Consider the following 23,442-nt stretch of genomic DNA (forward strand, 5'->3'; position numbering starts at 1 on the left):
GGATTCCGTTCCCGAGGCCAGTGCGTCGCAGATGAACGAGTACCGCAGCAGCATCGTATTTGCCACTCCCGATATTCCCCTGCGCGATGACGTACGCCGGCTTGGCGCACTGGTCGGCGACCTGCTCGCCGAGCAGGTCTCCACGCAGTTCTACGAGGACGTGGAACAGGTGCGCACGCGCGCCATCGCCCGGCGCGAGAGCGACGCCCCCCTGTCCGACCTCAACGATGCACTGACCGGCCTGCCGCCAGCGCGCGCCGAAGCGATGGTCCGGGCATTCAGCACCTACTTCCAGGTGGTCAACATCGCCGAGCGCGTGCACCGCATCCGCCGCCGTCGCGATTACCAGCGCGCCGGCACCACCGCGCCGCAGCCGGATGGCCTGCAGGACGCGCTGCAGAAACTCAAGGCGCAGGGCGTGACCCTGGCCGAGCTGGCGGACTGGCTGCCACGCATCGACATCGAGCCGGTGTTCACCGCGCATCCCACCGAAGCGGTTCGCCGCGCGCTGCTGGAAAAAGAGCAGCTGATGGTCGCCAGCCTGGTCGACAACCTGGATGGCCAACGCACGCCGGGCGAAGCGGCCGCCGATGCCGCGCGCTTCCGCATGGCGCTGACCGCCTCGTGGCAGACCACCGATTCCTCGCCGGTACGCCCGACCGTGGAGGACGAGCGCGAGCATGTCGGGTTCTATCTGGTGCAGGTGCTGTACCGGGTCATCCCGGTGCTGTACGAATCGCTGCAGCAGGCGTTGCTCGATACCTACGGCGAGGACCTGCCGCTGCCCCGCCTGCTGCGTTTCGGCACCTGGGTGGGCGGCGACATGGACGGCAACCCGAACGTGGATGCCGGCACCATCCGCGCCACGCTCGATGCGCAGCGCCAGGCGGTGCTGGGGCGCTATCAGAAGGACCTGCTGCAGTTGGCCAGCCTGCTCAGCCAGTCCACCGAACGGGTGGCGGTCAGCGATGCGCTGCAGGCACGGGTGGCGCACTACCGGGAACTGCTGCCGCAGGTCACCTCGCGTCCGCGTCATGCCGACATGCCCTATCGCCTGCTCAATGACCGCATGCGCGCCCGCGTGCAGGCCACCCTCGATGACGCCACAGGTGCGTATGCCTCACCGCAGGCGCTGGAAGACGACCTCACGCTGATCTTGGACAGCCTGCACGCGAACAAGGGCGACCATGCCGGCGGCTTCGCGGTGCGCCGCCTGCTGTGGCGAGTGCGCACCTTCGGCTTCCATCTGGCGCGGCTGGATGTGCGCCAGGAATCGAGCGTGCATGGCCGCGCGCTGGCCAGCGTGCTGGATGGGCAGGAGGCCTGGGACGCCGCCGACGCGGTAGCCCGTGCGGCGCGGCTGGCACCGTTCGCCAGCGGTGAGCAGGCGCTGCCGGCCAGTACCGACGACGGCGGCGCACGCCTGGACGCGGTGTTCGCCGCGTTGGCCGACGCACGCCATCGGCACGGTACCGATGCGCTGGGCAGCTACATCATCTCGATGGCGCACGACCGCAGCGATGTGTTGGCGGTACTGGCGCTGGCGCGGCGCGGCGGTCTGGTGGATGACGCCGGGGCGGTACCGCTCGACATCGCGCCGTTGTTTGAAACGGTCGATGATCTCAAGCGTGGCACCGATACCCTGCGGGACCTGCTGGCCGACCCGGTGTACCGCGCGCACCTGACCGCCCGCGGCGATGTGCAGATGGTGATGCTGGGCTACTCCGACAGCGGCAAGGACGGCGGCATCGCCGCCTCGCGCTGGGGGCTGCAGCGTGCGCAGGTGGAGCTGCTGGAGGTGGCGGCCGACAGCGGCATCCGGCTGACCTTCTTCCACGGTCGCGGCGGGTCGATCAGCCGCGGCGGCGGCAAGACCACCCACGCGGTGGACGCCTCGCCGCGCGGCAGCATCGATGGCCGCCTGCGCGTGACCGAGCAGGGCGAAGTGATCCATCGCAAGTACGGCATCCGCGCGCTGGCGCTGCGTTCGCTGGAGCAGTCCACCGGGGCGGTGCTGCGGTCCAGCCTGCGTCCGCGTGCGCCGGAACCGCGCGAGGCGCAGTGGCGGCCGGTAATGGACCTGGTGGCGGCCAGGAGTGCCGAGGCCTACCGCGCCTTCGTTGGCCAGAAGAATTTCATGCAGTACTTCCGCCAGGCCACGCCGATCGATGTGATCGAACGGATGACGCTGGGCTCGCGCCCGTCGCGGCGGCTGGGCGAGGACGCCGCGCTGTCCAACCTGCGTGCGATTCCGTGGGTCTTCGCCTGGAGCCAGGCGCGGGCGGTGATTCCGGGGTGGTATGGCGTGGGCAGTGGCCTGCAGGCGGCGATCGATGCCGGGCACGAGGCCACGCTGCAGGAGATGGCGCGTGACTGGCCGTTCTTCAGTACCTTCCTGGACGACATCGCGATGGTGCTGTCCAAGGGCGACATCACCATCGCCGAGCAGTTCTCGCGGTTGTCCGGCCCGCTGCACGGGGTGTTCTTCCCGCAGATCCAGCGCGAGCTGGCGCTGACCGGGTCGCTGATCCTGGCGCTGACCGGGCAGGACGAACTGCTGCAGCACGACCAGCGCCTGGCGCTGTCGATCCGCCTGCGCAACCCCTACGTCGATCCCATCAGCGTGCTGCAGGTGGACCTGCTGCGGCGCTGGCGTGACAGCGGCGGTGACGATGACGACGTGCTGCGCGCATTGGTGGCGTGCGTCAACGGCGTGTCGCAGGGCGTGCAGAACACCGGGTAGGCGAAAGCAGCGCCGGAGGCTACGAATGGCTGGGCGGGTTGGACGCCAGCAGTTCCAGATGGCGCTGTTCCATTTCCTCGCGCAGCTGGCGGCGGATCAGCGCGGCCGCATGGCGACGGCGCTCGTCGCTGGTTTCCAGCTGCAGCGGCGGCACTGGGGTCGGTCTGCCCTCGTCGTCCACCGCCACCATCGTGAAGAAGCAGCTGTTGGCGTGGCGCACGCTGCGCTTGAGGATGTCTTCGGCCACCACTTTCACCCCGATCTCCATCGAGGAGGTGCCCGTGTAGTTCACCGAGGCCAGGAAGGTGACCAGCTCGCCCACCGCGATCGGCTGGCGGAACATCACCTGGTCCACCGACAGGGTCACCACGTAGCGGCCGGCATAGCGGCTGGCGCAGGCGTAGGCGACCTGGTCGAGCAGGCGCAGCACCGCGCCACCGTGGACCTTGCCGGAGAAGTTGGCCATCTCCGGGGACATCAGCACGGTCATCGACAGCTGGTTGGATTTGAATTCGGTGGTCATTGGCCGATTGTAGCCGGCGATCGGACGCCTGAAACGACGATGGGCCGCTTTCGCGGCCCGTCGTTTGAGGGGCAGCCGACCAACGGTCGGCTCCACCCGCAGGAAGTGGACCGCGTTGGCGGCCCATTTCTTACTTCAGCTTCGCATCCGCGCGCAGGGCGGCGGCGCGATCGGTCTTCTCCCAGGAGAAGGCGGTCGCGTTGACCAGCTCACCGGCACCGTCGGTGTAGCTGAATTCCTTCGGCTTGCGGCCGAAGTGGCCGTAGGCGGCGGTCTGCTGGTACATCGGGTGGATCAGGTCCAGCATCTTGATGATGCCGTACGGGCGCAGATCGAAGTGCTTGCGGATCAGCTTCTCGATCTTGTCGTCGCTGATCTTGCCGGTGCCGAAGGTGGTGACCGAGATCGAGGTCGGCTCGGCCACGCCGATGGCGTAGGAGACCTGCACTTCGCAACGGTCGGCCAGGCCGGCAGCCACGACGTTCTTGGCGACGTAGCGGGCAGCGTAGGCGGCCGAACGGTCAACCTTGGACGGATCCTTGCCCGAGAAGGCGCCACCACCGTGACGGGCCCAGCCGCCGTAGGTGTCGACGATGATCTTGCGGCCGGTCAGGCCGCAGTCGCCCACCGGGCCGCCGATCTCGAACTTGCCGGTCGGGTTGATGTGGAACTTGGTGCCCTTGTGCAGCCACTTGGCCGGCAGCACCGGCTTGATGATCTCTTCGCGGACGGCCTCGATCAGGTCCTTCTGCTTGACGCCCGGGGCGTGCTGGGTCGACAGGACAACCGCGTCGATGGCCGAAACCACGCCGTTTTCATAGCGCAGGGTGACCTGGCTCTTGGCGTCCGGACGCAGCCAGGACAGCGGCGAGTTCTTCTTCTTGCGGACCTTGGCCTGCTGCTCGACCAGACGGTGCGACAGGTGGATCGCGGCCGGCATGTAGCTGTCGGTTTCGTTGGTGGCATAGCCGAACATCAGGCCCTGGTCGCCGGCGCCCATTTCTTCGGGCTTCTTGCGATCCACGCCCTGCGCGATGTGCGGGGACTGCTTGCCGATCAGGTTCAGCACGCCACAGGTGGCGCCGTCGAAGCCCACGTCGGAGCTGTCGTAGCCGATGTCCAGGATCACCTTGCGGGTCAGGGCTTCCAGATCGATCCAGGCGCTGGTGGTGATTTCACCGGCCACGATCGCCACGCCGGTCTTGACCATCGTCTCGCACGCCACGCGGGCGCGCTTGTCCTGGGTCAGGATCGCGTCCAGCACCGCATCGGAGATCTGGTCGGCAATCTTGTCCGGATGGCCTTCGGAGACCGATTCGGAGGTGAACAGGTAGCTGGACATCAGGCGTAATATCCTTTGATTCGGATGGAAAGATGGGCGCGAATGATACACGGCAAGTCGCGCTGATGCATTGTGCGCCAGCCGGAGTTGCCCGAGGTTAAGCCGGTGTGCCCGTCGCAGGGCCCGCTGTGACGCCATTGGGGCCCAGCGTCACCGCCCAGTGTTCCACCAGCGTGACAAATCCACGGCCCTGCACGGGCCGGCCGTCATCGATCTGCCGCCAAACCGCCATCACGCTGCCTTCGTTGCGGGCCACGCTTTCGGCCAATCCGGCCGCCGGGCATGAGTGAGCACGCCATGCAGCAGTTCGAGCAGCGCCTCCAGGAGCGGTATCCGCAGTGGTTCCACGGCCCTCGGGCCCGTCTGGCCAGGCCGCTGCTGCGCAGCGTGGGGCGCTGGTCGCAGCTGGACCGGATCGAGGCGTTCCTGCAGCGCAGCGCCGGCCTGCGCGGTTTTGGCTTCGTCAGTGCCGGCCTGGACTTCCTGGGCGGCCGCTATCGGGTCGAGGACGTCGAGCTTGCGCGGATTCCCGCCACCGGCCCGCTGCTGATCGTGGCCAACCACCCCTCCGGTGCGCTGGACGCGCTGGCCCTGCTGGACGCGGTCGGGCGCATCCGGCACGACGTACGGATCGTGGCCAACGATCTGCTGGCTGCCATCGAGCCCCTGCAGGACCTGCTGCTGCCGGTCCGCATCCTTGGCGGCACGGCGAAGCGACCTAGCGTGCAGGCGGTGGGGCAGTCGCTGGCGGCGGGCCAGTGCGTGATCGTGTTTCCGGCCGGGGAAGTGTCGCGGCTGTCGTTGCGCGGGATCCGCGATGGCCGCTGGCAGCGCGGCTTCGTGCGCTTGGCACGGGACGCGGCGGCCCCGGTGCTGCCGATCCGGGTGGACGCGCGCAATTCGGCCCTGTTCTATGGCGTGTCCACCGTGTTCAAACCGGCTGCAACGCTGCTGCTGGCGCGGGAGATGTTCGCCCATCGCGGCCGGCCGCTGCGTCTGCGCATCGGCACGCCCATGCAGCTGGGGCAGGGCGACACCCGCAGCGAACTGCTGGCGGTGCGACGTGCGTTGTACGCGCTGGGGCGGCAGGCTGAGGCCACGCCGGCCGGTGGTGCCGGCCCCGAGCCGCTCGCCGCACCGGTCGCGCCCTCGCGGGTGGCCGCCGCGATCGCCGCGGCCGAGGTGCTCGGGCAGACCGCCGATGGCAAGCAGATCCTGCTGGCCCGCTGCAGCACCGGGTGCGCGCTGCTGCTGGAGCTGGGACGACTGCGCGAGCTGACGTTCCGCCGGGTCGGCGAAGGCACCGGCCGCAGCAGCGACCTGGATGCCTTCGACCTGGACTACCAGCACATCGTGATCTGGGACGGTGCCGCGCAGCGCATCGCCGGGGCCTACCGGATCATGCGCGGCGCCCAGGCCCTCGCGCAGCGCGGCCTGGCCGGGCTCTACAGCGCGTCGCTGTTCCGCTACTCCGACGACGCCATCCCCCGCATCGCCGAAGGACTCGAACTGGGCCGCAGCTTCGTGGTGCCCGACTACTGGGGCAGCCGCAGCCTGGACTACCTGTGGCAGGGCATCGGCGCGTATCTGCAGCGCCGGCCCGGCATCCGCTACCTGTTCGGCGCGGTCTCGATCAGCGCCGCGCTGCCGCAGGACGCCCGCGAGCAGCTGGTGGCGTACTACCAACGCTACTTCGGTGGCGAGGCGGGGCTGGTGGCCTCCCACCGGCCGTTCCAGTACTTCGCCGCGCCGCCGTGCTTTGGTGACCTGGATGCGACGGCCGCGTTCGACGTGCTCAAGGCCAATCTGGCTGCGCTCGGCACCGGCGTGCCAACCCTCTACCGCCAGTACACCGAGCTGGCCGAACCCGGCGGCGCGCGCTTCCTGGCCTTCGGCGTCGATCCGGACTTCAGCGATTCGATCGACGGCCTGATCGAAGTGGATCTGCACGCGATCCGCCCGCACAAGCGCAAACGCTACCTGCGCCAGGCAGGGCTGCCGGCATGAAGGCGCTGACGCGCCTGCCACCCCACCGGCGCGCGGTATTTCTCTCCGACGTGCACCTGGGCTCGCGCCATTGCCACGCCACCGAGCTGGCGCGGTTCCTGGCCGAGCTGCGCTGCGAGCGGCTGTACCTGGTGGGCGACATCATCGACCTGTGGTGGATGGCGCACCGGCGGGCGAGCTGGCGGCCCGCCCACAGCGACGTGATCCAGGCCCTGCACGCGCTGCGCGGTGCCGGCACGGAGATCATCTACATTCCGGGCAACCACGACGCGTCGCTGCGCCGTGCGTGCGGGCTGATGCTGCCGGCCATGCAGGTCCGCCGGCGGGTGATCCACGTCACCGCCGACGGGCGCCGGCTGCTGGTGGTCCACGGCGACGATTACGATGGCATCACCCACTTCGGCGGTCTGCAGGAACGGTTTGGCGACTGGCTCTACTACCGCATCCTCACCGGCAACCATCTGCTCAATGCCGTCCGGCGGCGGTTGGGACGACGCTACTGGTCGCTGTCGGACTTTCTCAAGAAGCGCAGCGGCGCCGCCGAGCGCTACATCGAACGCTTCGTGCAGGCCGGGTTGGATGACGTGCGCCGGCGCGGGCTGGATGGCATCGTCTGCGGACACATCCACCGCGCCGCGCTGGTCGAGCGCGACGGGCTGGTGTACGCCAACGATGGCGACTGGGTGGAAAGTCTGACCGCGCTGGTCGAGGACCCCGACGGCAGCCTGCGGTTGCTGGACCACCAGGGAAACATGCTGGTGGAGCTGGCCGCCACAGCGCGGTTGCCGAAGGCCGCCTGAGCGCGCGGCATCGCGCGTGTCCGGCTGCTAGCATCGGCCGATGGACTCCTTAAGCCAGATCGTACTGGGCGGCGCCGTCGCCGCCGCCATCGCCCCGGCCGGCCACCGCCGCGCCGCCCTGCTTGCCGGTGCCGCCCTGGGCACCCTGCCGGACCTGGATGCACTGCTGCTGGCGGCGACCGCCGCCGACCCGGTGGCACTGATGACCGAGCACCGCAGCTACAGCCACTCGCTGCTGGTGCTGCCGTGGGTGGCGGCGCTGATATGGTGGGGCTTCAAACGGTTCGGCAAGGGGCGGGTGGCCGAGGCACCGGGACGCTGGTTCTGGGCCATCCTGCTGGCGCTGATCACGCATCCGCTGCTGGATGCGTTCACCGTCTATGGCACCCAGCTGTGGTGGCCGTTCACCCCGCCGCCGACCATGTGGTCCAGCGTTTTCATCATCGATCCCGGCTATACGGTGTGGCTGCTGATCGGCTGTACGGTGGCATGGTTCGCCCGCGCGCGGCCGCTGGCGCAGCGCGCGCTGGTGGCCGGGCTGGTTCTCAGCAGCGGCTATCTGGGCTGGTCGCTGCTGGCCAAGCACACGGTGGACCGCGAGGCCGACCGCGCGCTGGCCGCGATGGGCCTGGCCGACGCCCCCCGGTTCTCGGTGGCGATGCCATTCAACACCCTGCTCTGGCAGGTGGTGGCGATGACCCCCAACGGCTATGTGATCGGCGAGCGTTCGCTGGTCGCAGACCGTGGCCCGATGGTTTTCCACGGCCATCCGTCCAACGTGCAGGCGCTGCGCCAGGCGGCGGCTCTGCCGGCCGTGGCGCGGCTGCAATGGTTCAACCGCGGCTTCATGCGCGCCCGGGTGGTGGACGGCGAACTGCAGCTCAGCGACCTGCGCATGGGCCTGGAGCCGGACTACACGTTCACCTTCGCGGTGGCGCGGACCGAGGGCGACGGCTGGGCGGCAATCACGCCGCGACAGCTGCGGCCGGCGTATGAAGGGAAGGAGGGCAGGGCGAGGGTGGAGCGGCGGTTCGCGTCGATGTGGCAACGCATCTGGCGCACACCGACCGCGACCGGCGTCATCGCCCCGAAGGCAGGCTGGCAGGAGGCACCGTGAGCGGACGTTTCAGCATGGAGATCAACGGCACGCGCTACACCCGGCTGGCCGATGTGCCACCGGAGTACCGCGCGCTGCTGGTGCAGTTGACCCCGGCAGCGTCAACCACGCCGCCGGCGGCACCGCTGCGCGAACTGCTGCAGAAGGCCAGGGCGCAGCCCGATCGCGGGCGCCAGCAGCAGGTGCTGCTGGAGGCGCTGCGCAGCGTCGACCCCGAACGCGCGCAGCGCATGGAACACACGCTGTCCGAGCGCAATCCGCGCCGGGGGACGGGTACGCTGGAGGTGGGCAGCACGCCGACACCGCGCCCGCGTGAAGGCGCACGCATCCAGAGCGTGGGCACCACCGTGGCGGCCGGCGATCGCGGTGGCATGGCGATCTGGGCGCTGCTGGCGGGGGTGGTGGTGCTCAGCCTGGTCGGCTGGCTGCTGTCCGCGTAGCGGCCGCGGCCGTCAGTACACCGTGGCGCGGGCCTGCACGAAGGAAAAGAAGAACACTGCGTTGGGGTCGTTCTGCACCAGGCTGAACTCGCGGCGCATGCCGTCCACGGTGTCCTGGTCGACCAGGCCGGCCTCCAGCAGCGGGCCGGCTGCCGACAGCAGCAGCTGCTCCCAGAACGCGATCATGGTCTTGCGACGGGCCGGCTCGCGGTTGTCCAGGTGGATGGTCTTGATCTCGGTGTGGACGTCGCGGAAGCCGCCGGCCAGCAGCAGGTTGCCCAGCTTGGCGCCCACGAACGGGTCGCCGCCGTGGTCGTACTGGAAGTCGTTGAAGGCCATCCAGTAACGCCAGATGTGCGGCGAGTACGGATCGAGCAGGAACGAGGCGTTCATCACTTCGGTCACGTACACCGGCGAGCCCGGTACCAGCACGCGGCGCACTTCATTGAGCACCCGCGCCGGCGAGGGGACGTGTTCGAGCACCCAGCACAGGAAGGCGGCGTCGAACTCGCGCGGGCCGAACGGCAGGTTGCCGGCGTCGGCCTGCAGCAGCGCGTAGCGTTCGCTGCACCACGGCGTGCGGGCCAGGTTGGTGGCGGCGGTGGACAGTTGCGCCTCGCTCAGATCCACACCGGTGACGTGCAGCTCCGGGAAACGCCGCAGCAGGATCTCGGTCTGCGCGCCGACGCCGCTGCCCACTTCCAGCAGGCGCCTGGCGCCACCGTAATCGATGCCGCTGAAAATGCTCGATTCAAACAGGCGCGACTGGGTGACCAGCCGCTGCTGTTCGGTGTCGGAGAAGCCGTGGAGGTAGGTCGGTGCGGTGATCGGCGGGGTCATGGCGGCAGGCTCAGGCGGCAGACGACACCGGCTCGCCGGCGGCGAGGGCATCGAAGTAGTCGGTGGTCAGGACGATCTGGCTGGCGGCATCCTCGGCGCGGTTGACCACCGCGCGGAAGGCGGCGTTCTCCGGCCGGTCCTTGGCGTACCAGCCCAGGTGCTTGCGCGCGATGCGCACGCCCTGCGGCTCGCCATAGAAGTCGTGCAGCGCCTGCAGGTGGCCCAGCAGAATGTCGCGGACTTCGTCCAGGGTCGGTGGCGGCAACAGGGTGCCGGTGGCCAGGAAATGGGCGACCTCGCGGAATATCCACGGACGGCCCTGGGCGGCGCGGCCGATCATCACCGCGTCCACGCCGGTCTGGGCCAGCACCTGCGCGGCCTTCTGCGGCGAATCGATGTCGCCGTTGGCCAGCACCGGAATGCGCAGCGCGGCCTTGATCGCCGCGATGGTCTCGTACTCGGCGCTGCCGGTGTAGTGCTGGTCGCGGGTGCGCCCGTGCACCGCCAGCGCAGCGATGCCGCTGTCCTCGGCGATGTGTGCGATCAGCGGACCATTGCGGTGGTCGCAGTCCCAGCCGGTGCGGATCTTCAACGTGACCGGTACGTCCACCGCCTCGACCACGGCGGTGAGGATGCGCGCCACCAGCGCCTCATCGCGCATCAGCGCCGAGCCGGCCCAGGCATTGCACACCTTCTTGGCCGGACAGCCCATGTTGATGTCGATGATCTGTGCGCCGTGGTCCACGTTGTAACGCGCCGCGTCGGCCAGCTGCTGCGGCTCGGTGCCGGCGATCTGCACGCTGATCGGGTCCGGCTCGCCGGCGTGGTCCATACGGTGGAGCGACTTGCGGGTGGTCCAGAAACGCGGGTCGGAGATGGTCATTTCCGAGGCGGCCAAGCCCGCACCCAGCCGTTTGCACAGCAGGCGGAACGGCTTGTCGGTGACACCGGCCATCGGCGCCAGCACCACGTTGGGCCGGATGTTGTAGGGGCCAATCTGCATGCACGCATTGTAGTGCCGGCCGCCGGCCGGCAACCACGCACCGGACCGCGATCCGGGCCAGTGTTAAGGCCGATCCGGAAGGCCCTGATGCGCTCCGGTCATGAGCATATGCTTGACGATTGCTTCCGCCGCCCCCAGCGCGGCGGGATGGTGGGCGGTTGGCAGGGGGTTACAGCCGCGTCCAGACCTGCACGCTGCCGGCCAGATGGAGACCGGCCAGCGTCAGGCAGGCCGCCGAGCTGGTGTACCAGAAACGGGCGCCGTTGCAGCCGGGGCGCACCCGTCCGATCAGCAGCCCGGCCAGCCCGCGCACGCCGAGGACCGCGATGATCAGCACCAGGACTTCCTGACGGCCGGGGAGCACCGGCAGCCAGCCCGCGGCCGAGAGGGCGTAGGCCGTCCATAGCGCCAGCACCGCGGTGATGGCGGTGGTGATTGCCGTGGGGAAGGGATGGCCGGCGCGGGACAGCCGCACCATCCGTTCGCCCGCGCCAAAGAACGCGTACCAGCGCGCGCCGAAGATGATGCAGCCGATGTGCAGCAGCACCGCGAGCGCGGTGCCTGCGGCCGCCAGCAGCAGCCAGGGGGTGTCATCCATGCAGACGCGATCCATGAGGCAGGCCACGATGGTCGATCCGGCCTGCCGGACGGTCAATGCGCAGGCCGGCCTTAGGCTGTCAGGATCCGGCCAACGCTGTCGGCGCGCGCGGTGGACCCATGAAAAAGCCGGCGCTGGGCGCCGGCTTGGTCAGTACCGCAGGTTCCGCCAGGCCGCTCAGGCCGTGGCAGCATCCTGTGGGGTGAAGTGCGGCATCGCCGCGGCGGCGCCTTCCTTCTCGGTGGAACGGCCGGCGAACTGGTTGGCGAAGCGCACATGGCGGGCGAACGCGGCGTCCGGGTCCTGGGCGATGGAGGCCACCAGCGCACCGTTGAACGCATCGCCGGCACCGGTGGTGTCCAGCACCTGCACCTGCTCGGCGCCCACCCGGTAGTACGGCTGGGTGTCGCCGCGCAGGTTCTCCTCGGCGTGCGACACGAACACGCCCACCGATCCCAGCGTCACCACCACGGTGCCGTTGCCGACCAGCTTGCGGCACAGCGCATGCAGGCTGGCGCCGTCCAGCGCGGCCACGTCGTTGGCATCCACGCGCTCGCCCACATGGCGGCCGAGCAGGGCGGCGAACTCAGTCTCGTTCGGGGTCAGCACGTCGGCCAGCTTGAGCAGGCCGATGCTGGACGGGGCGTCGGCCGGGGCCACGTTGAGCACGGTGGTGGCACCGGCCTCGCGGGCAATCGCCAGCGCCGCTTCGATGGTCTCCACCGGCGACTCCAGCTGCGCCAGTACCACCTTGGCGCCGCTCAGCAGCGCACGCTGCTGCTCGACGTAGGCGGTGCTCAGGGCGGCATTGGCACCCGGGCCGATCACGATCGTGTTGCGGCCGCGGCTGTCCACGTAGATGCCACCGGTGCCGGTCGGCTCGGTGCTGGCTTCGGCCTGCAGGGTGAAGCCGTCATCAGCGGCCAGGCCACGGGCCATCGCACCGCCGGCATCGTCACCCAGCGCGCACACGAAGGTGGTCGGCGCGCCCGCACGACGTGCGGCGACGGCCTGGTTGAAGCCCTTGCCGCCCGGACCGGTGCTGTAGCGCCCGGCGATGGTCGCGCCCGGGGCCGGGAGCGATTCGCAACGCCACACATGGTCCACATTGAAGGAGCCGACAACGACGACACTGCTACTCATAAAGTCTGTTTCTCAATGAACGGATATCAGCTGAAATGCGTCAGCACGCCGGCGATGGTCGCCGTCATGAAGGTGGCGATGGTACCGCCAAGCACCGCGCGCAGGCCGAACTTCGCCAGATCGTGGCGACGCTCGGGGGCCAGACCACCAATACCACCGATCTGGATTGCGATCGAGCTGAAGTTGGCGAAGCCGCACAGCGCATAGGTGGCGATCAGGCGTCCTTCGGCCGACAGGGTCATCCCCGGCACCTGGCCGTTCACGATCTCCGACAGCTTGGAGTACGCGACGAACTCGTTGATGACCACCTTCTGACCGATCAGCGACCCCACGGTGGTGGCATCGGCCCACGGGGTACCGATCACCCAGGCGATCGGGGCCAGCAGGTAGCCGAAGATGGTCGACAGGTCGGTCGGACGGCCGATCATCGCCTGCAGGCCGGAGATTTCGCCGAACCAGGTCAGCGGCGCATTGAGCAGGGCGATCAGGGCAATGAAGGCCAGCAGCATCGCGCCGATGTTCAGCGCCAGCTTCAGGCCGTCGCCGGCGCCGGCCGCCGCCGCATCGATGATGTTGCTGGAGGTCTTCTCCACTTCCATCTTGACGGTGCCGCGGGTCAGCGGGGTGCCGGTTTCGGGCACCAGCAGCTTGGCCACCACCAGAGTTGCCGGCGCGGCCATGATGCTCGCCGCCAGCAGGTGCTTGGCGTAGAACGCCTGCTGCACCGGATCGTTGCCGCCGAGCATGCCCACGTACGCAGCCAGCACGCCACCGGCGATGTGCGCCATGCCGCCGATCATCATCGTGATCAGTTCGGACTGGGTCATCTTGGCGATGTAGGGGCGGACCGTCAGCGGCGCCTCGGTCTGGCCGATGAAGACGCTGGCGCAGACGCTGGTGGTTTCCGCACCGGACACGCGCATGATCTTGGTGATCGCCCAGGCCATGCCGCGCACGATCATCTGCATGATGTTGAGGTGGTACATCACGCCCATCAGCGCCGAGAAGAAGATGATGGTCGGCAGCACCTGGAAGGCGAAGATGAAGCCGAACTTGCTGGTGTCCATCAGGCTGCCGAAGATGAAACCGGAGCCTTCGTTGACGAAGCTCAGGATCTTCACGAAGCCCTTGCCCAGCGCATCGAAGACATCGCGGCCGCCGGGCACCAGCAGCACCACCGCCGCAAAGGCGATCTGCAGCGCGATACCGGTGACCACCAGGCGCCAGTCGACGGCGCGCTTGTTGTTCGAGAACAACCAGGCGATGCCGATCAGCACCACCAACCCGAACAGGCCGAAGCCAATCCTGCCCAAACCTTCGACCATGTGACTTCCCTTGGGGCGCCGCGAAAAACGGGAAGCCTAGAGCAGCGGCAGGGGCGGAGCAAGGAAAAGCGGCGTGCGCGGGCCGATCGGCGCCGATCCGGCCAGCATCGACAAGGGTTTGCGGGCCCGCGCCGGCTACACTAGCGGGCATCTATCCGGCCCGGATGCGGGCCTGCAGCAGGAGAATCGCATGCTCTACCGCCGCCTGGGCTCCACCGGCCTGAAGCTCTCCGCCCTGTCCTTCGGGGCCTGGGTGACTTTCGGGGATCAGATCGCCCGCGACGAGGCCCGCAACCTGATCGCGGCCGCCTGGGACAACGGGATCAACTTCTTCGACAACGCCGAGGGCTATGCGCGCGGGCGGGCCGAGCAGGTGATGGGAGACGTGATCGCCGACCTGCGCCTGCCGCGTGACGGCTTCTGCGTGTCCAGCAAGGTCTTCTTCGGTGCCGTGGATGACCCGCGCCCGACCCAGCATGGCCTGTCGCGCAAACATGTGACCGATGCCTGCCATGCCGCGCTCAAGCGCCTGCGGGTTGACTATCTTGACCTTTATTACTGTCACCGCCCCGATCCGGACACCCCGATCGCCGAGACCGTGCAGGCGATGGACACCCTGATCCGGCAGGGCAAGGTCCTGTACTGGGGCACCTCGGAGTGGTCGGCGGCGCAGATCCAGGAAGCGGTGGATATCGCCCGCGCCGGCCATCTGCACGCCCCCTCGATGGAGCAGCCGCAGTACAACCTGCTGCACCGCGACCGGGTCGAACGCGAGTATGCCCCGCTGTACGCCGATGCCGGGCTGGGGACCACCATCTGGTCACCGCTGGCCTCGGGCCTGCTGACCGGCAAGTACAACGCCGGGGTGGACGCGCAGTCGCGGCTCGGTCAGGCCCAGACCGCCTGGCTGAAGGACCTGGTGCTCGGCGATCCGGCCGAACAGCGGCTGGAAAAGGTGCGCCGCTTTACCGCGCTGGCCGCCCAGCTCGGCCAGTCGCCGGCGCAGCTGGCCATCGCCTGGTGCCTGCGCAACCCCAATGTCTCCAGCGTGATCCTCGGCGCCAGCCGGGTGGGGCAGTTGCAGGAAAACCTGGGCGCGCTGCGGCTGTTCGACACGATGGACGAGACCGTCTGGCAGCAGGTGGACGCCGCTTTCGATTGATAAGATCAATCGAACTCACTGGTTCGATCATTAATGCCATCAATCAAAATGAGAATGGTTGTTGATTGTCAACTGAGAATCATTATCATTTGACTCGTCCCTCGCACGAGTCCAGACGATGATGAACACTCAAGCTGCTGTACTGCTGCGCCCCGAAACGCTCACCCTGCGCGACCGCCCGGTACGCGTGGTGCCGCCCGAAGAAGTGATCGACAGCGAAGCCCTGCTCAAGGGCCGCCGCGAAATCCTGATCCAGCACGGCGACCGCTTCTACCGTCTGCGTCATACCAGCAACGACAAGCTGATCCTGACCAAGTAATGCCGGCGCCGTCCACGCGGGCCTGCCCCTCCCCCCGGGCCCGCGCTGCTCCTGCTCTCTCCCCCTCGACACCTCGCCGGCGGCTCCGGTCGATGGCGTGGGTCGGGGGTCTCCTTCTGCACCCCGCCGCTTCCCGCCACCCCATGACGATCCGACCGACTGCCCTGAGCGCCGCCTTGTGGCTGGCGCTGCCGATGGCCGCGCATGCCGATGCCGACGCCGCCCCCTCTTCCGTCAACGACGCGCGCGAGTTCGATCGCGTGCAGGTCACCGCCACGCGCACCGAGCGCGCGCTGAGCGACGTGGCCGCCACCGTCGATGTCATCGACCGCGAGCAGCTGGACAACCACCTGGCGCAGAACATCAAGGATCTGGTCCGCTACGAGCCCGGCGTGTCGGTCACCAGCAGCCCGGCCCGCTTCGGACTGGGCGGCTTCCGGATCCGTGGCCTGGACGGCAACCGCGTGCTGATCCAGACCGATGGCATCGCCATGCCGAAGGCGTTCGACATCGGCAGCTTCGCCGACGCCAACCGCAACTTCACCGATCTGGAAACCCTCAAGCGGGTCGAGATCGTGCGCGGTCCGGCGAGCTCGCTGTATGGCTCCGACGCGCTGGGCGGCGTGGTCGCGTTCGTCACCAAGGACCCGGCCGACTACCTCAAGGACGGCAGGAACAGCTACGTCGGCCTGAAGTTCGGCTATGACGGCGACTGGCAGGGCCTGCTTGGCAGCGCCACCACCGCCTTCGGCGGCGACCACTGGAGCGGCATGGTCAACGTCAATCATCGCCAGGGCCAGGAAACCCAGAGCAACGGCGATGTCCGCAGCAACGACCGCACCCGCACCGCGGCCAACCCGCAGGACCGCGATGGCCGCAGCGTGCTGAGCAAGCTGGTGTATGCCCCCAGCGATACCCAGCGCTTCAAGCTCACGGTGGAAGGCAACGAAGACAGCGTGGACACCAACGTGCTGTCGGCGATCGACCACACCACCACCACCGGCATGAAGGCCCGCGACCACCAGACCCGTGCGCGCGTGTCGTTCCGCCACGAGCTGGACGACGTCGGCATGGGCGTCGCCGACAGCCTGTCGTGGCAGGTGTACCGTCAGGACAGCGAGACCACCCAGCGCACCGATGAGAACCGCGCCAACCGCACCACGCGCCACCGCGAGTTCAACTTCGACCAGCGTGTGTACGGCCTGCAGGCGGTGTTCCACAAGGGCCTGGAAACCGGCGCGGTCGAGCATGCGCTGACCTACGGCTTCGATGGCGCCTGGACCGAAACCCGCCAGAAGCGCGATGGCTATCAGGTCCTCGCCAACGGGGCGATCAGCACCACGATCCTGCCCGACGCCTTCCCGGTGCGTGATTTCCCGATCAGCAGGACCACCGAGCTGGGCCTGTACGCGCAGGATGAAATGCGTTTCGCCGACGGCCGCGTCTCGCTGGTGCCGGGCGTGCGCGTGGACCACTACGAGCTGCGCCCGGAGGTGGACGGCATCTTCGGTGCCGACAACCCCGGCATGGCCGTGTCCGGCCTGACCAAGACCAGCGTGTCGCCGAAGCTGGGCATGGTCTGGCGCTTCGCCGACCAGTGGTCGCTGTTCGCCGGCTATGCGCACGGCTTCCGTTCGCCGCCGTACAACGACGTCAACCTGGGCTTCACCAACGTGATGTTCGGTTACACCGCCATTCCCAATCCGGACCTCAAGCCGGAAACCAGCGATGGACTGGAGCTGGGTGTGCGTTTCATCGCCCCGGCCGCCTACGTGAGCCTGAGCGGGTACTACAACGACTACAAGGACTTCATCGAGTCCCAGCGCCAGGTCGGCATCAACGCCCAGGGCCTGATCGTGTTCCAGTCGCAGAACGTGGCCGATGCGGACATCTACGGGGCAGAGCTGAAGGCCGGCGTCGATTTCGGCGAGCTGAGCACGGCGCTGGCCGGCTGGTCGCTCAACGGGTCGGTGGCCTGGTCGCGTGGCCAGAACAAGACCGAAGATGTGCCGCTGGAATCCATCGACCCGCTGCGCGGCACGCTCGGCATCGCGTTCGACCGCGATACCTGGGGCGTGGAGCTGGCCGGTACCTTCGCCAGGCGCAAGGATCGCCTGCCGCCGGCGGTCGGTACTGTCGCGCCCTTCGCGCCGGCGGGGTATGGCGTGCTCGACCTGATGGCGCACTGGACCGTTGCGCCCGGTGCCAAGCTCAACGTGGGCGTGTTCAATCTGGGCGACCGCACCTACATCGACTACTCGGGTATCACCTCGACGCTGGCGACCAACAGTACAGTGATCGACCGTTTCACCAACCCCGGCCGCACCGTGTCGGCCAGTCTTGCCGTGAGCTGGTAGCCGCCATGAGCCGAGCCCTGTCCGCCTTCCGTCCCCTGGCCCACGCACTGCCCGCCAGGGCCTTGCCCACGCCGGGACAACTCGCGGCACTGGGCACGGTGCTGTGCCTGTACCGACCCGACAGCAGCGAACTGGGCGGCTGGAAGCGGGCGGTTTCCGCCCACGCCTGCCAAGGCATGGACAGTGAAGGCATCCGCGAAAGCCTGTGCTTCGTCGACGTCCGCGGCCGCTGTTGCTGGCGTCTGTATCTGCTGCCCGACAGCGACTATCTGGCCTGGGACCGGCTGGTGGGTGCCTTCCCGGCACGGCCGGAGCCGATCAGCGATGGCGGCGTGGCCGAGCGCCTGTGGCGCCGCCTGGCGGTACGTCTTGGCGGCGAGCCGTGGCGCATGTGCGCGCTGCGCCTGCACGCGGCCGAGGAGGGCCTCGGCCTGGCGGCCAGCCTGGCCCCGCTGTCGTCGCTGGGTGCGGGTATCGCCCGCCACATCGCCGATGTCGAAGGCGCCGAAGGCGAGCTGTGGGTCGATGACTGCTGCTGCGCCACCGCCGCCCGCCACGGGCCGCGCGCCGATCCCGCCGATCCGCCGTTGATCCGGTTGTAATCCACCTTGCAAGCCACTCCAGAAGGGACCTCCAGATGAAATTCCAGACAGCCGGTGCGTGGCTGCTGCTTGCCGGCAGCGGTGTCGTCCACGCCCAGCCCTCCGACCTGCAGCGCGACCACGACAGCATCCTGGCGATGAAAGGTGAGTACATCGTCGATTTCGCCTTCGATGAGACCGTGCTGCTCAAGCCCGGCTACGAGCGCGCGCCGGCTGTGCGCAGCGGCGGCAATGAAGTGGTGATCGTGGTTGAGGACTCCCCCCGGCGCATCGTCCTGCAGCACCTGCTGGTGGACGGCAAGAGCGGCCACGTGACCAAGCACTGGCGCCAGGACTGGGTGTACGAAGCGCCGCACCGGTTCGAATTCAGCGCCGACCAGACCTGGCAGGTGCGTACGATTCCGACTGCGGTCAACGCCGGTGCATGGACGCAGTGTGTCTATGAAGTCAGCGATGCGCCGCGTTACTGCGGCACCGGCAGGTGGGCCTACGACAATGGCGTGGCGACCTGGACCAGCGACCTGAGCTGGCGCCCGCTGCCGCGCCGTGAGTACACCCGACGCAGCGACTACAACGCGCTGGCCGTGGTCAACCGCCACACGCTGACCCCGAACGGCTGGACCCACGAGCAGTTCAACACCAAGATCCTGCGCGGTGCCGATGGCAGCCAGCAGGAGATCGCGCGCGAGTTCGGTTTCAACGACTACAACCGGACCACCGACGTCGATTTCAAACCGGCCTACGACTACTGGAGCGCCACCGCCGGCTACTGGGCCAGCGTGCGCCAGCGCTGGGACGGTTTCCTTGGGCAGGCACCGGGCGTGCACCTGAAGACCACGCTGGACGGCATGGCGATGATCATCCCGCTGTTCACCCAGGCCCAGGACATCCAGGACGGCAGGAAGGTCAAGGACGCCGAGATCGACAAGGTGTTCACCCAGTGGGTCGAAACGGCCCCGGCCGAGGCCGCCCGCTGAGCCGTGCGGGGCAGGGGCACGGGCTGCGCGCAAAGCCGACCGCAGCCCCCTCGTAGAGCCGGGCTCTGCCCGGCTGCTCTCCGCTCCGCGGCCGATACCCCAAGGCGCGCTGCGCGCGCAGCCGGCCAACGGTCGGCTTGCAACCCCGTCGTAGAGCCGAGCTCTGCTCGGCTGCTCTCCGTTCCGCGGCCGATACCCCAAAGCGCGCTGCGCGCGCAGCCGGCCAACGGTCGGCTTGCAGCCCCCTCGTAGAGCCGAGCTCTGCTCGGCTGCTCTCCGTTCCGCGGCCGATACCCCAAGGCGCGCTGCGCGCGCAGCCGGGCAGAGCCCGGCTCTACGGTCTGGCGGCCGATAGTTACCCAGGCGCGCTGCGCGCGCAGCCGGGCAGAGCCCGGCTCTACGGGTTGGCGGCCGATAATTACCCAGGCGCGCTGCGCGTAGCCGGCCAACGGTCGGCTTGCAGCCCCGTCGTACAGCCGAGCTCTGCTCGGCTGCTCTCCGTTCCGCGGCCGATACCCCAAGCGCGCTGCGCGCGCAGCCGGGCAGAGCCCGGCGCTACGGGGTGGCGGCCGAGACGGCCCGTCCTATTCCTTGAACATCAGCAGCGCGGCGATCACGATCAGGCAGAACGCCGCATAGTGGTTCCACTTCAACGGCTGCTCCAGGTACACCGCCGAGAACACCGCGAACACCACGAGTGTGATCACCTCCTGCATGCCCTTGAGCTGGGGGGCCGAATACACCGCGCTGCCCAGCCGGTTGCCCGGCACCTGCAGGCAGTACTCGAAGAACGCGATGCCCCAGCTGACCAGAATCACCGTCATCAGCGGCGCGCTTTTGTACTTGAGGTGCCCGTACCAGGCGAAGGTCATGAAGATGTTGCTGCCCAACAGCAGCAACACGGGGTACAGATAGGCGGTGAATGACGTGCCGGGCATCCGGGCGATCTCTGGGAACGGGGGCGCGCAGGATACCGGGCGCGGCGGCAGCAGTGTGTCAGCATGCGGCCGCCGCGCCGGTTGGCCGGTCAGGCCTCCCGCAACGCCAGCGCCGGTGGGGTGCGCAGGATGCGCCGCGTGCCCAGCCAGCCCGACGCCATGCTCAGCAGCACGCCCAGCGCGCCGCCCACCAGCAGCGGCCCCCACGGCGGGCTCAGCTGCAGCTCGAACACCTGGCGCGCCACCACACTGCCCAGCACCGCCGCCGTCGCGACCGCCAGCAGCGCCGACAGCAGCCCCAGCAGCCCGAACTCCACCAGCACCGCCCCACGCAGCTGGGAACGGGTCGCGCCCAGCGTGCGCAGCACGGCGCTGTCATAGCGGCGTTCGCCGGCCGTGGCCTGGAGCGCCGCCAGCAGCACCAGCATCCCGGCCAGCAGGCTGAAGCCCATCACCAGCTGCACCGCCTGGGTCACCCGATCGACCACCTCGCGCACGCGCTCGAGAATGCCATCGATGTCCAGCAGCGAGATGTTGGGATGCTCCCGGGTCAGGCCCGCCAGCGCCGGCGCCTGCGCGCGCGGCAGATGGAACGCGGTGATCAGGTTGTACGGCGCATCGCCCACCGCGCCCTCGTTGAGCAGCAGGAAGAAATTGACCCGGAACGAATCCCAGTCGGCCTTGCGGATGCTGGTGATGGTGAACCGGCGTTCCTGTTCGCCCATCTGCAGCGTCACCGTATCGCCCAGTTTCATGCCATAGCGCTCGGCCCAGCCCTGCTCGATCGATGCCTCCGCCGCCGTGCTCCCGACGGCCCAGAAACGCCCCTCCAGCAGCTGGTTGGCTGGCGGGAAATCGCGCCGCCAGGAGAAGTTGACCGGGCGGTTGGCATCGTCGTCGTCGTTGCTGTTGTCCTCGCGCTGCTGCCGCTGCGGCGCGCGGTCGTTGACGGCCAGCAGGCGGCCGGTGCTGAACGGCTCGATGCCCGGCGCCATCACGCCCAGCTCCTGCAGGGTCGCCAGCACGGCCGCGCGTTGCCCGGGCTGGATGTTCATCAGGAAATAATTGGGCGTATCGCTGGGCAGGCGGTCGCGCCACTGTGCCAGCAGGCCCGGGCCCACCACCGACAGCAGCAGCAACGCGCACAGCGACAGCGACAGCCCCACCAACTGCATCACTGCCAGCCCGCGGCGCCGGGTCAGCGCCGCCACCCCGAGCTTCCAGCGCCCACGCAGGCGGCCCTGCAGGCCACGCAGCAGCCACAGCAGCAGCGCGCCCACGCCGCCCGCGAGCGCGGCCAGCGCCGCCAGTCCGCCAAGCACCCAGGCCGCCAGGCGCACATCACCGGTGGCCTGTACGGTCAGCGCCACCGTGGCGGCCAGCGCCGCCAGGTAGACCAGCAACGAGCTCGGGGGCAGTGCGGCGAAACTGCGGTTGAGCACGCGCATCGGCGGCACCCCGCGCAGCCGCAGCAGCGGCGGCAGGCCGAAGCCGAGCAGCAGCACCAGGCCGATGCCGGCACCGCTCAACGCGGGCGTCGCCTGCGGCAGGGGCAGGCGGTTGGGCACCAGCCCGCCCAGTGCCTGCACCAGCCCGGCCTGCGCGGCCAGCCCCAGACCGATGCCGGCCAGACAGGCCGGGATGGCCAGCATCACCAACTGCAGCGCCATCGCGGCCAGGATGTCGCGCTGGCGCGCGCCGAGGCAGCGCAGGATGGCCACCTGGTCGATCCGGCGCATCGCAAAGCGGTTGGCCGCCAGGGCCGTGGCCACGCCGGCCAGCAGCACCGCCAGCAGGGCGGCCAGCGACAGGAAGCGGCCCGCGAGGTCAAACGCGCCGCGGACCCCACGCTGGGTATCGGCGATGCCGACGATGCGGTAGCCCTTGGCCTGCGGCGCCAGCCATGCACGGAAGTCGGCGATCACCTCGGGCGGCCCGGCGAACATCATGCGGTAGGAGGCGCGGCTGCCGGGACCGAGCAGGCCGGCACGGTCGACATCGACACGGTTGACCAGCAGCGGCGGCGACAACTGCATCAGCTCGCCGGACGTGTCCGGCTCGGCCTGCAGCACGCGGGTGACTGTGAGGGTCCCGGCGCCGAACTCCAGCGCATCGCCGATTTTCAGCCCCAGTGCCTGCATCAGCCGAGGATCGGCGTAGGCCTCTCCCGGTGGCGGCGTGCCGGCAGTTTCGCTGGCGGCATCGTGCAGGGCACGTCCAACGCGCAGCTCGCCGCGCAGCGGATAGCCCGCGCTGACCGCCTTGATGTTGGCCATCTGGCTGTCGTCGCCGTGGAACAGCACGCTGGGGAAACTGACCATGCGGGTGCTCGCCAGCCCGCGCGTGCGCGCGGCGTCGGCAAACCGCGCCGGCACGTCCTCACGTGCGCTCAGCCCGAGGTCGCCCCCGAGCATCTCGGCGGCACTGCTGGTCAGGGCCAGCGTGACCCGGTTGACCAGGGTGCCGACTGCGGTCATGACCGCCACGCCGAGCACCAGCGCGGCGAACACGGTCAGCAGGTCACCGGCGAGAAACTCGCGGCGCAGCGCCCGCGCGGCATGACGGATGACATTCATGCCGGCGTGCCGACGGACGCGTCGACCAGACGGCCGCCATCCAGGCGGTAGATGCGCTCGCACCGCTGGGCCAGGCGCAGGTCGTGGGTGACCAGCACCAGCGTGGTGTCGCTGCTGGCGTTGAGCGCGAACAGCAGGTCGCTGATCTGCTGGCCGGTGGCCTGGTCCAGGCTGCCGGTGGGCTCGTCGGCGAACAGGATGCGCGGGCGTGCAACGAACGCGCGCGCCAGCGCCACACGCTGCTGCTCGCCACCGGAGAGCTGGCGCGGATAGTGGCGCGCACGGTGGCCGAGGCCGACCTGCTCGAGTACTTCGCGCACCCGCGCCGCATCCTCGCGCCCGGCCAGCTCCAGCGGCAGGGCGATGTTCTCTTCGGCGGTCAGCGCCGGCAACAGGTGGAAGCTCTGGAACACGAAGCCGACCTCGCGCGCGCGCAGCTGCGCGCGGGCTTCCTCGTCCAGCGTGTCCAGCGATTCCCCGGCCAGGGTGATGCGGCCACGGCTGGGCAGGTCCAGCCCGGCGAGCAGGCCGAGCAGGGTGGTCTTGCCGGAACCTGAAGCGCCGACGATCGCCACGCTCTCGCCTTCATGGACGGTCATGCCGATGTTGTCCAGTATGTGGACTTCACCC

General features: G+C 69.0%; 20 protein-coding genes. 10 read left to right on the forward strand and 10 right to left on the reverse strand.

Annotation, left to right across the window (positions count from 1 at the left end; all coding sequences use genetic code 11):
* Positions 1–31: 31 nt before the first annotated feature.
* Positions 32–2,743: a phosphoenolpyruvate carboxylase gene (gene ppc, locus OC534_RS15270; protein WP_262072101.1), complete on the forward strand. Its 2,712-nt coding sequence runs from the start codon at positions 32–34 to the stop codon at positions 2,741–2,743.
* Between the two features lie 19 nt (positions 2,744–2,762).
* Here ppc and OC534_RS15275 read toward each other — a convergent pair whose 3' ends face one another.
* Positions 2,763–3,266 (reverse strand): acyl-CoA thioesterase, encoded by a 504-nt coding sequence (locus OC534_RS15275; protein WP_017355271.1) that lies wholly within the window; start codon positions 3,264–3,266, stop codon positions 2,763–2,765.
* A 130-nt stretch (positions 3,267–3,396) separates the two neighbouring features.
* Positions 3,397–4,608 carry a methionine adenosyltransferase gene (metK, locus tag OC534_RS15280; protein WP_017355270.1) on the reverse strand — a complete coding sequence of 404 codons (1,212 nt, stop codon included), beginning with the start codon at positions 4,606–4,608 and terminating at the stop codon, positions 3,397–3,399.
* Positions 4,609–4,905: 297 nt separating this feature from the next.
* On the opposite strand from metK, the gene OC534_RS15285 reads away from it, so the two are divergent.
* Genes OC534_RS15285 through OC534_RS15300 form a run of 4 tightly spaced genes read left to right on the forward strand, consistent with a single transcriptional unit; the run spans position 4,906 to position 8,972 of the window.
* On the forward strand, positions 4,906–6,615 hold the full coding sequence (locus tag OC534_RS15285) for a lysophospholipid acyltransferase family protein (RefSeq protein ID WP_262072107.1): 1,710 nt from the start codon (positions 4,906–4,908) through the stop codon (positions 6,613–6,615).
* Positions 6,612–7,415, forward strand: coding sequence for a UDP-2,3-diacylglucosamine diphosphatase (locus OC534_RS15290; protein ID WP_136003698.1), 804 nt, complete (start codon positions 6,612–6,614; stop codon positions 7,413–7,415). Before OC534_RS15285 ends, OC534_RS15290 begins: the two co-directional genes overlap by 4 nt.
* 40 nt (positions 7,416–7,455) lie before the next feature.
* Complete coding sequence (locus OC534_RS15295) at positions 7,456–8,532, forward strand: metal-dependent hydrolase (protein WP_017356138.1); 1,077 nt, start codon at positions 7,456–7,458, stop codon at positions 8,530–8,532.
* The gene (locus OC534_RS15300; protein ID WP_136003700.1) at positions 8,529–8,972 is read left to right on the forward strand and encodes a hypothetical protein; all 444 of its coding nucleotides are present in this window, start codon (positions 8,529–8,531) and stop codon (positions 8,970–8,972) included. The genes OC534_RS15295 and OC534_RS15300 overlap by 4 nt, the downstream gene beginning before the upstream one ends.
* Positions 8,973–8,984: 12 nt before the next feature.
* Here the strand turns inward: OC534_RS15300 and OC534_RS15305 are convergent, their stop codons facing one another.
* From OC534_RS15305 to OC534_RS15325, 5 genes are all read right to left on the reverse strand, one after another.
* Complete coding sequence (locus tag OC534_RS15305; protein ID WP_017356136.1) at positions 8,985–9,812, reverse strand: methyltransferase domain-containing protein; 828 nt, start codon at positions 9,810–9,812, stop codon at positions 8,985–8,987.
* A gap of 10 nt (positions 9,813–9,822) precedes the next feature.
* A complete protein-coding gene (gene dusB / locus OC534_RS15310; RefSeq protein WP_262072102.1) occupies positions 9,823–10,815 on the reverse strand; it encodes a tRNA dihydrouridine synthase DusB in 993 nt (330 codons plus the stop codon).
* A gap of 169 nt (positions 10,816–10,984) precedes the next feature.
* On the reverse strand, positions 10,985–11,413 hold the full coding sequence (locus OC534_RS15315) for a hypothetical protein (RefSeq protein WP_037591666.1): 429 nt from the start codon (positions 11,411–11,413) through the stop codon (positions 10,985–10,987).
* A 177-nt stretch (positions 11,414–11,590) separates the two neighbouring features.
* Entirely contained in the window at positions 11,591–12,556 is a 966-nt protein-coding gene (locus OC534_RS15320; protein WP_017357217.1) for a ribokinase, read from the reverse strand.
* A 26-nt stretch (positions 12,557–12,582) separates the two neighbouring features.
* Entirely contained in the window at positions 12,583–13,881 is a 1,299-nt protein-coding gene (locus OC534_RS15325) for a nucleoside transporter C-terminal domain-containing protein (protein ID WP_017357218.1), read from the reverse strand.
* Positions 13,882–14,071: 190 nt separating this feature from the next.
* On the opposite strand from OC534_RS15325, the gene OC534_RS15330 reads away from it, so the two are divergent.
* The 5 genes from OC534_RS15330 to OC534_RS15350 all read left to right on the forward strand — a co-directional run bounded on the left by OC534_RS15330 (position 14,072) and on the right by OC534_RS15350 (position 19,298).
* Positions 14,072–15,043, forward strand: a complete 972-nt coding sequence (locus tag OC534_RS15330; protein ID WP_017357219.1) for an aldo/keto reductase — start codon at positions 14,072–14,074, stop codon at positions 15,041–15,043.
* Positions 15,044–15,164: 121 nt separating this feature from the next.
* Positions 15,165–15,362, forward strand: coding sequence for a hemin uptake protein HemP (locus tag OC534_RS15335; RefSeq protein ID WP_019182448.1), 198 nt, complete (start codon positions 15,165–15,167; stop codon positions 15,360–15,362).
* A 182-nt stretch (positions 15,363–15,544) separates the two neighbouring features.
* Positions 15,545–17,719 (forward strand): TonB-dependent hemoglobin/transferrin/lactoferrin family receptor, encoded by a 2,175-nt coding sequence (locus OC534_RS15340; protein ID WP_153165007.1) that lies wholly within the window; start codon positions 15,545–15,547, stop codon positions 17,717–17,719.
* Positions 17,720–17,724: 5 nt separating this feature from the next.
* Complete coding sequence (locus tag OC534_RS15345; protein WP_136003702.1) at positions 17,725–18,321, forward strand: Hemin transport protein; 597 nt, start codon at positions 17,725–17,727, stop codon at positions 18,319–18,321.
* A gap of 35 nt (positions 18,322–18,356) precedes the next feature.
* Positions 18,357–19,298, forward strand: coding sequence for a DUF6607 family protein (locus OC534_RS15350; protein ID WP_017357223.1), 942 nt, complete (start codon positions 18,357–18,359; stop codon positions 19,296–19,298).
* A 584-nt stretch (positions 19,299–19,882) separates the two neighbouring features.
* Here OC534_RS15350 and OC534_RS15355 read toward each other — a convergent pair.
* The 3 genes from OC534_RS15355 to OC534_RS15365 all read right to left on the reverse strand — a co-directional run bounded on the left by OC534_RS15355 (position 19,883) and on the right by OC534_RS15365 (position 23,411).
* Positions 19,883–20,236, reverse strand: a complete 354-nt coding sequence (locus tag OC534_RS15355; protein WP_136003706.1) for a DMT family protein — start codon at positions 20,234–20,236, stop codon at positions 19,883–19,885.
* An 89-nt stretch (positions 20,237–20,325) separates the two neighbouring features.
* Positions 20,326–22,812, reverse strand: a complete 2,487-nt coding sequence (locus OC534_RS15360; protein WP_136003708.1) for an FtsX-like permease family protein — start codon at positions 22,810–22,812, stop codon at positions 20,326–20,328.
* Positions 22,809–23,411 carry an ATP-binding cassette domain-containing protein gene (locus OC534_RS15365; protein WP_017357191.1) on the reverse strand — a complete coding sequence of 201 codons (603 nt, stop codon included), beginning with the start codon at positions 23,409–23,411 and terminating at the stop codon, positions 22,809–22,811. The genes OC534_RS15360 and OC534_RS15365 overlap by 4 nt, the downstream gene beginning before the upstream one ends.
* Between the last annotated feature and the right edge of the window lie 31 nt (positions 23,412–23,442).

The sequence above is a fragment of the Stenotrophomonas sp. Marseille-Q5258 genome (assembly GCF_946900935.1).
GTDB lineage: Bacteria > Pseudomonadota > Gammaproteobacteria > Xanthomonadales > Xanthomonadaceae > Stenotrophomonas > Stenotrophomonas nematodicola.

Excerpts from the sequence above, each read along its gene's own strand:
- OC534_RS15295 (WP_017356138.1), top strand. The coding sequence starts at position 7,456 with ATGGACTCCTTAAGCCAGATCGTACTGGGCGGCGCCGTCGCCGCCGCC.
- OC534_RS15315 (WP_037591666.1), bottom strand. The coding sequence starts at position 11,413 with ATGGATGACACCCCCTGGCTGCTGCTGGCGGCCGCAGGCACCGCGCTC.
- OC534_RS15335 (WP_019182448.1), top strand. The coding sequence starts at position 15,165 with ATGAACACTCAAGCTGCTGTACTGCTGCGCCCCGAAACGCTCACCCTG.
- metK (WP_017355270.1), bottom strand. The coding sequence starts at position 4,608 with ATGTCCAGCTACCTGTTCACCTCCGAATCGGTCTCCGAAGGCCATCCG.
- OC534_RS15365 (WP_017357191.1), bottom strand. The coding sequence starts at position 23,411 with ATGACCGTCCATGAAGGCGAGAGCGTGGCGATCGTCGGCGCTTCAGGT.
- OC534_RS15285 (WP_262072107.1), top strand. The coding sequence starts at position 4,906 with ATGCAGCAGTTCGAGCAGCGCCTCCAGGAGCGGTATCCGCAGTGGTTC.
- OC534_RS15305 (WP_017356136.1), bottom strand. The coding sequence starts at position 9,812 with ATGACCCCGCCGATCACCGCACCGACCTACCTCCACGGCTTCTCCGAC.
- OC534_RS15325 (WP_017357218.1), bottom strand. The coding sequence starts at position 13,881 with ATGGTCGAAGGTTTGGGCAGGATTGGCTTCGGCCTGTTCGGGTTGGTG.
- OC534_RS15275 (WP_017355271.1), bottom strand. The coding sequence starts at position 3,266 with ATGACCACCGAATTCAAATCCAACCAGCTGTCGATGACCGTGCTGATG.
- OC534_RS15360 (WP_136003708.1), bottom strand. The coding sequence starts at position 22,812 with ATGAATGTCATCCGTCATGCCGCGCGGGCGCTGCGCCGCGAGTTTCTC.
- dusB (WP_262072102.1), bottom strand. The coding sequence starts at position 10,815 with ATGCAGATTGGCCCCTACAACATCCGGCCCAACGTGGTGCTGGCGCCG.
- OC534_RS15320 (WP_017357217.1), bottom strand. The coding sequence starts at position 12,556 with ATGAGTAGCAGTGTCGTCGTTGTCGGCTCCTTCAATGTGGACCATGTG.
- ppc (WP_262072101.1), top strand. The coding sequence starts at position 32 with ATGAACGAGTACCGCAGCAGCATCGTATTTGCCACTCCCGATATTCCC.
- OC534_RS15345 (WP_136003702.1), top strand. The coding sequence starts at position 17,725 with ATGAGCCGAGCCCTGTCCGCCTTCCGTCCCCTGGCCCACGCACTGCCC.
- OC534_RS15355 (WP_136003706.1), bottom strand. The coding sequence starts at position 20,236 with ATGCCCGGCACGTCATTCACCGCCTATCTGTACCCCGTGTTGCTGCTG.
- OC534_RS15290 (WP_136003698.1), top strand. The coding sequence starts at position 6,612 with ATGAAGGCGCTGACGCGCCTGCCACCCCACCGGCGCGCGGTATTTCTC.
- OC534_RS15350 (WP_017357223.1), top strand. The coding sequence starts at position 18,357 with ATGAAATTCCAGACAGCCGGTGCGTGGCTGCTGCTTGCCGGCAGCGGT.
- OC534_RS15330 (WP_017357219.1), top strand. The coding sequence starts at position 14,072 with ATGCTCTACCGCCGCCTGGGCTCCACCGGCCTGAAGCTCTCCGCCCTG.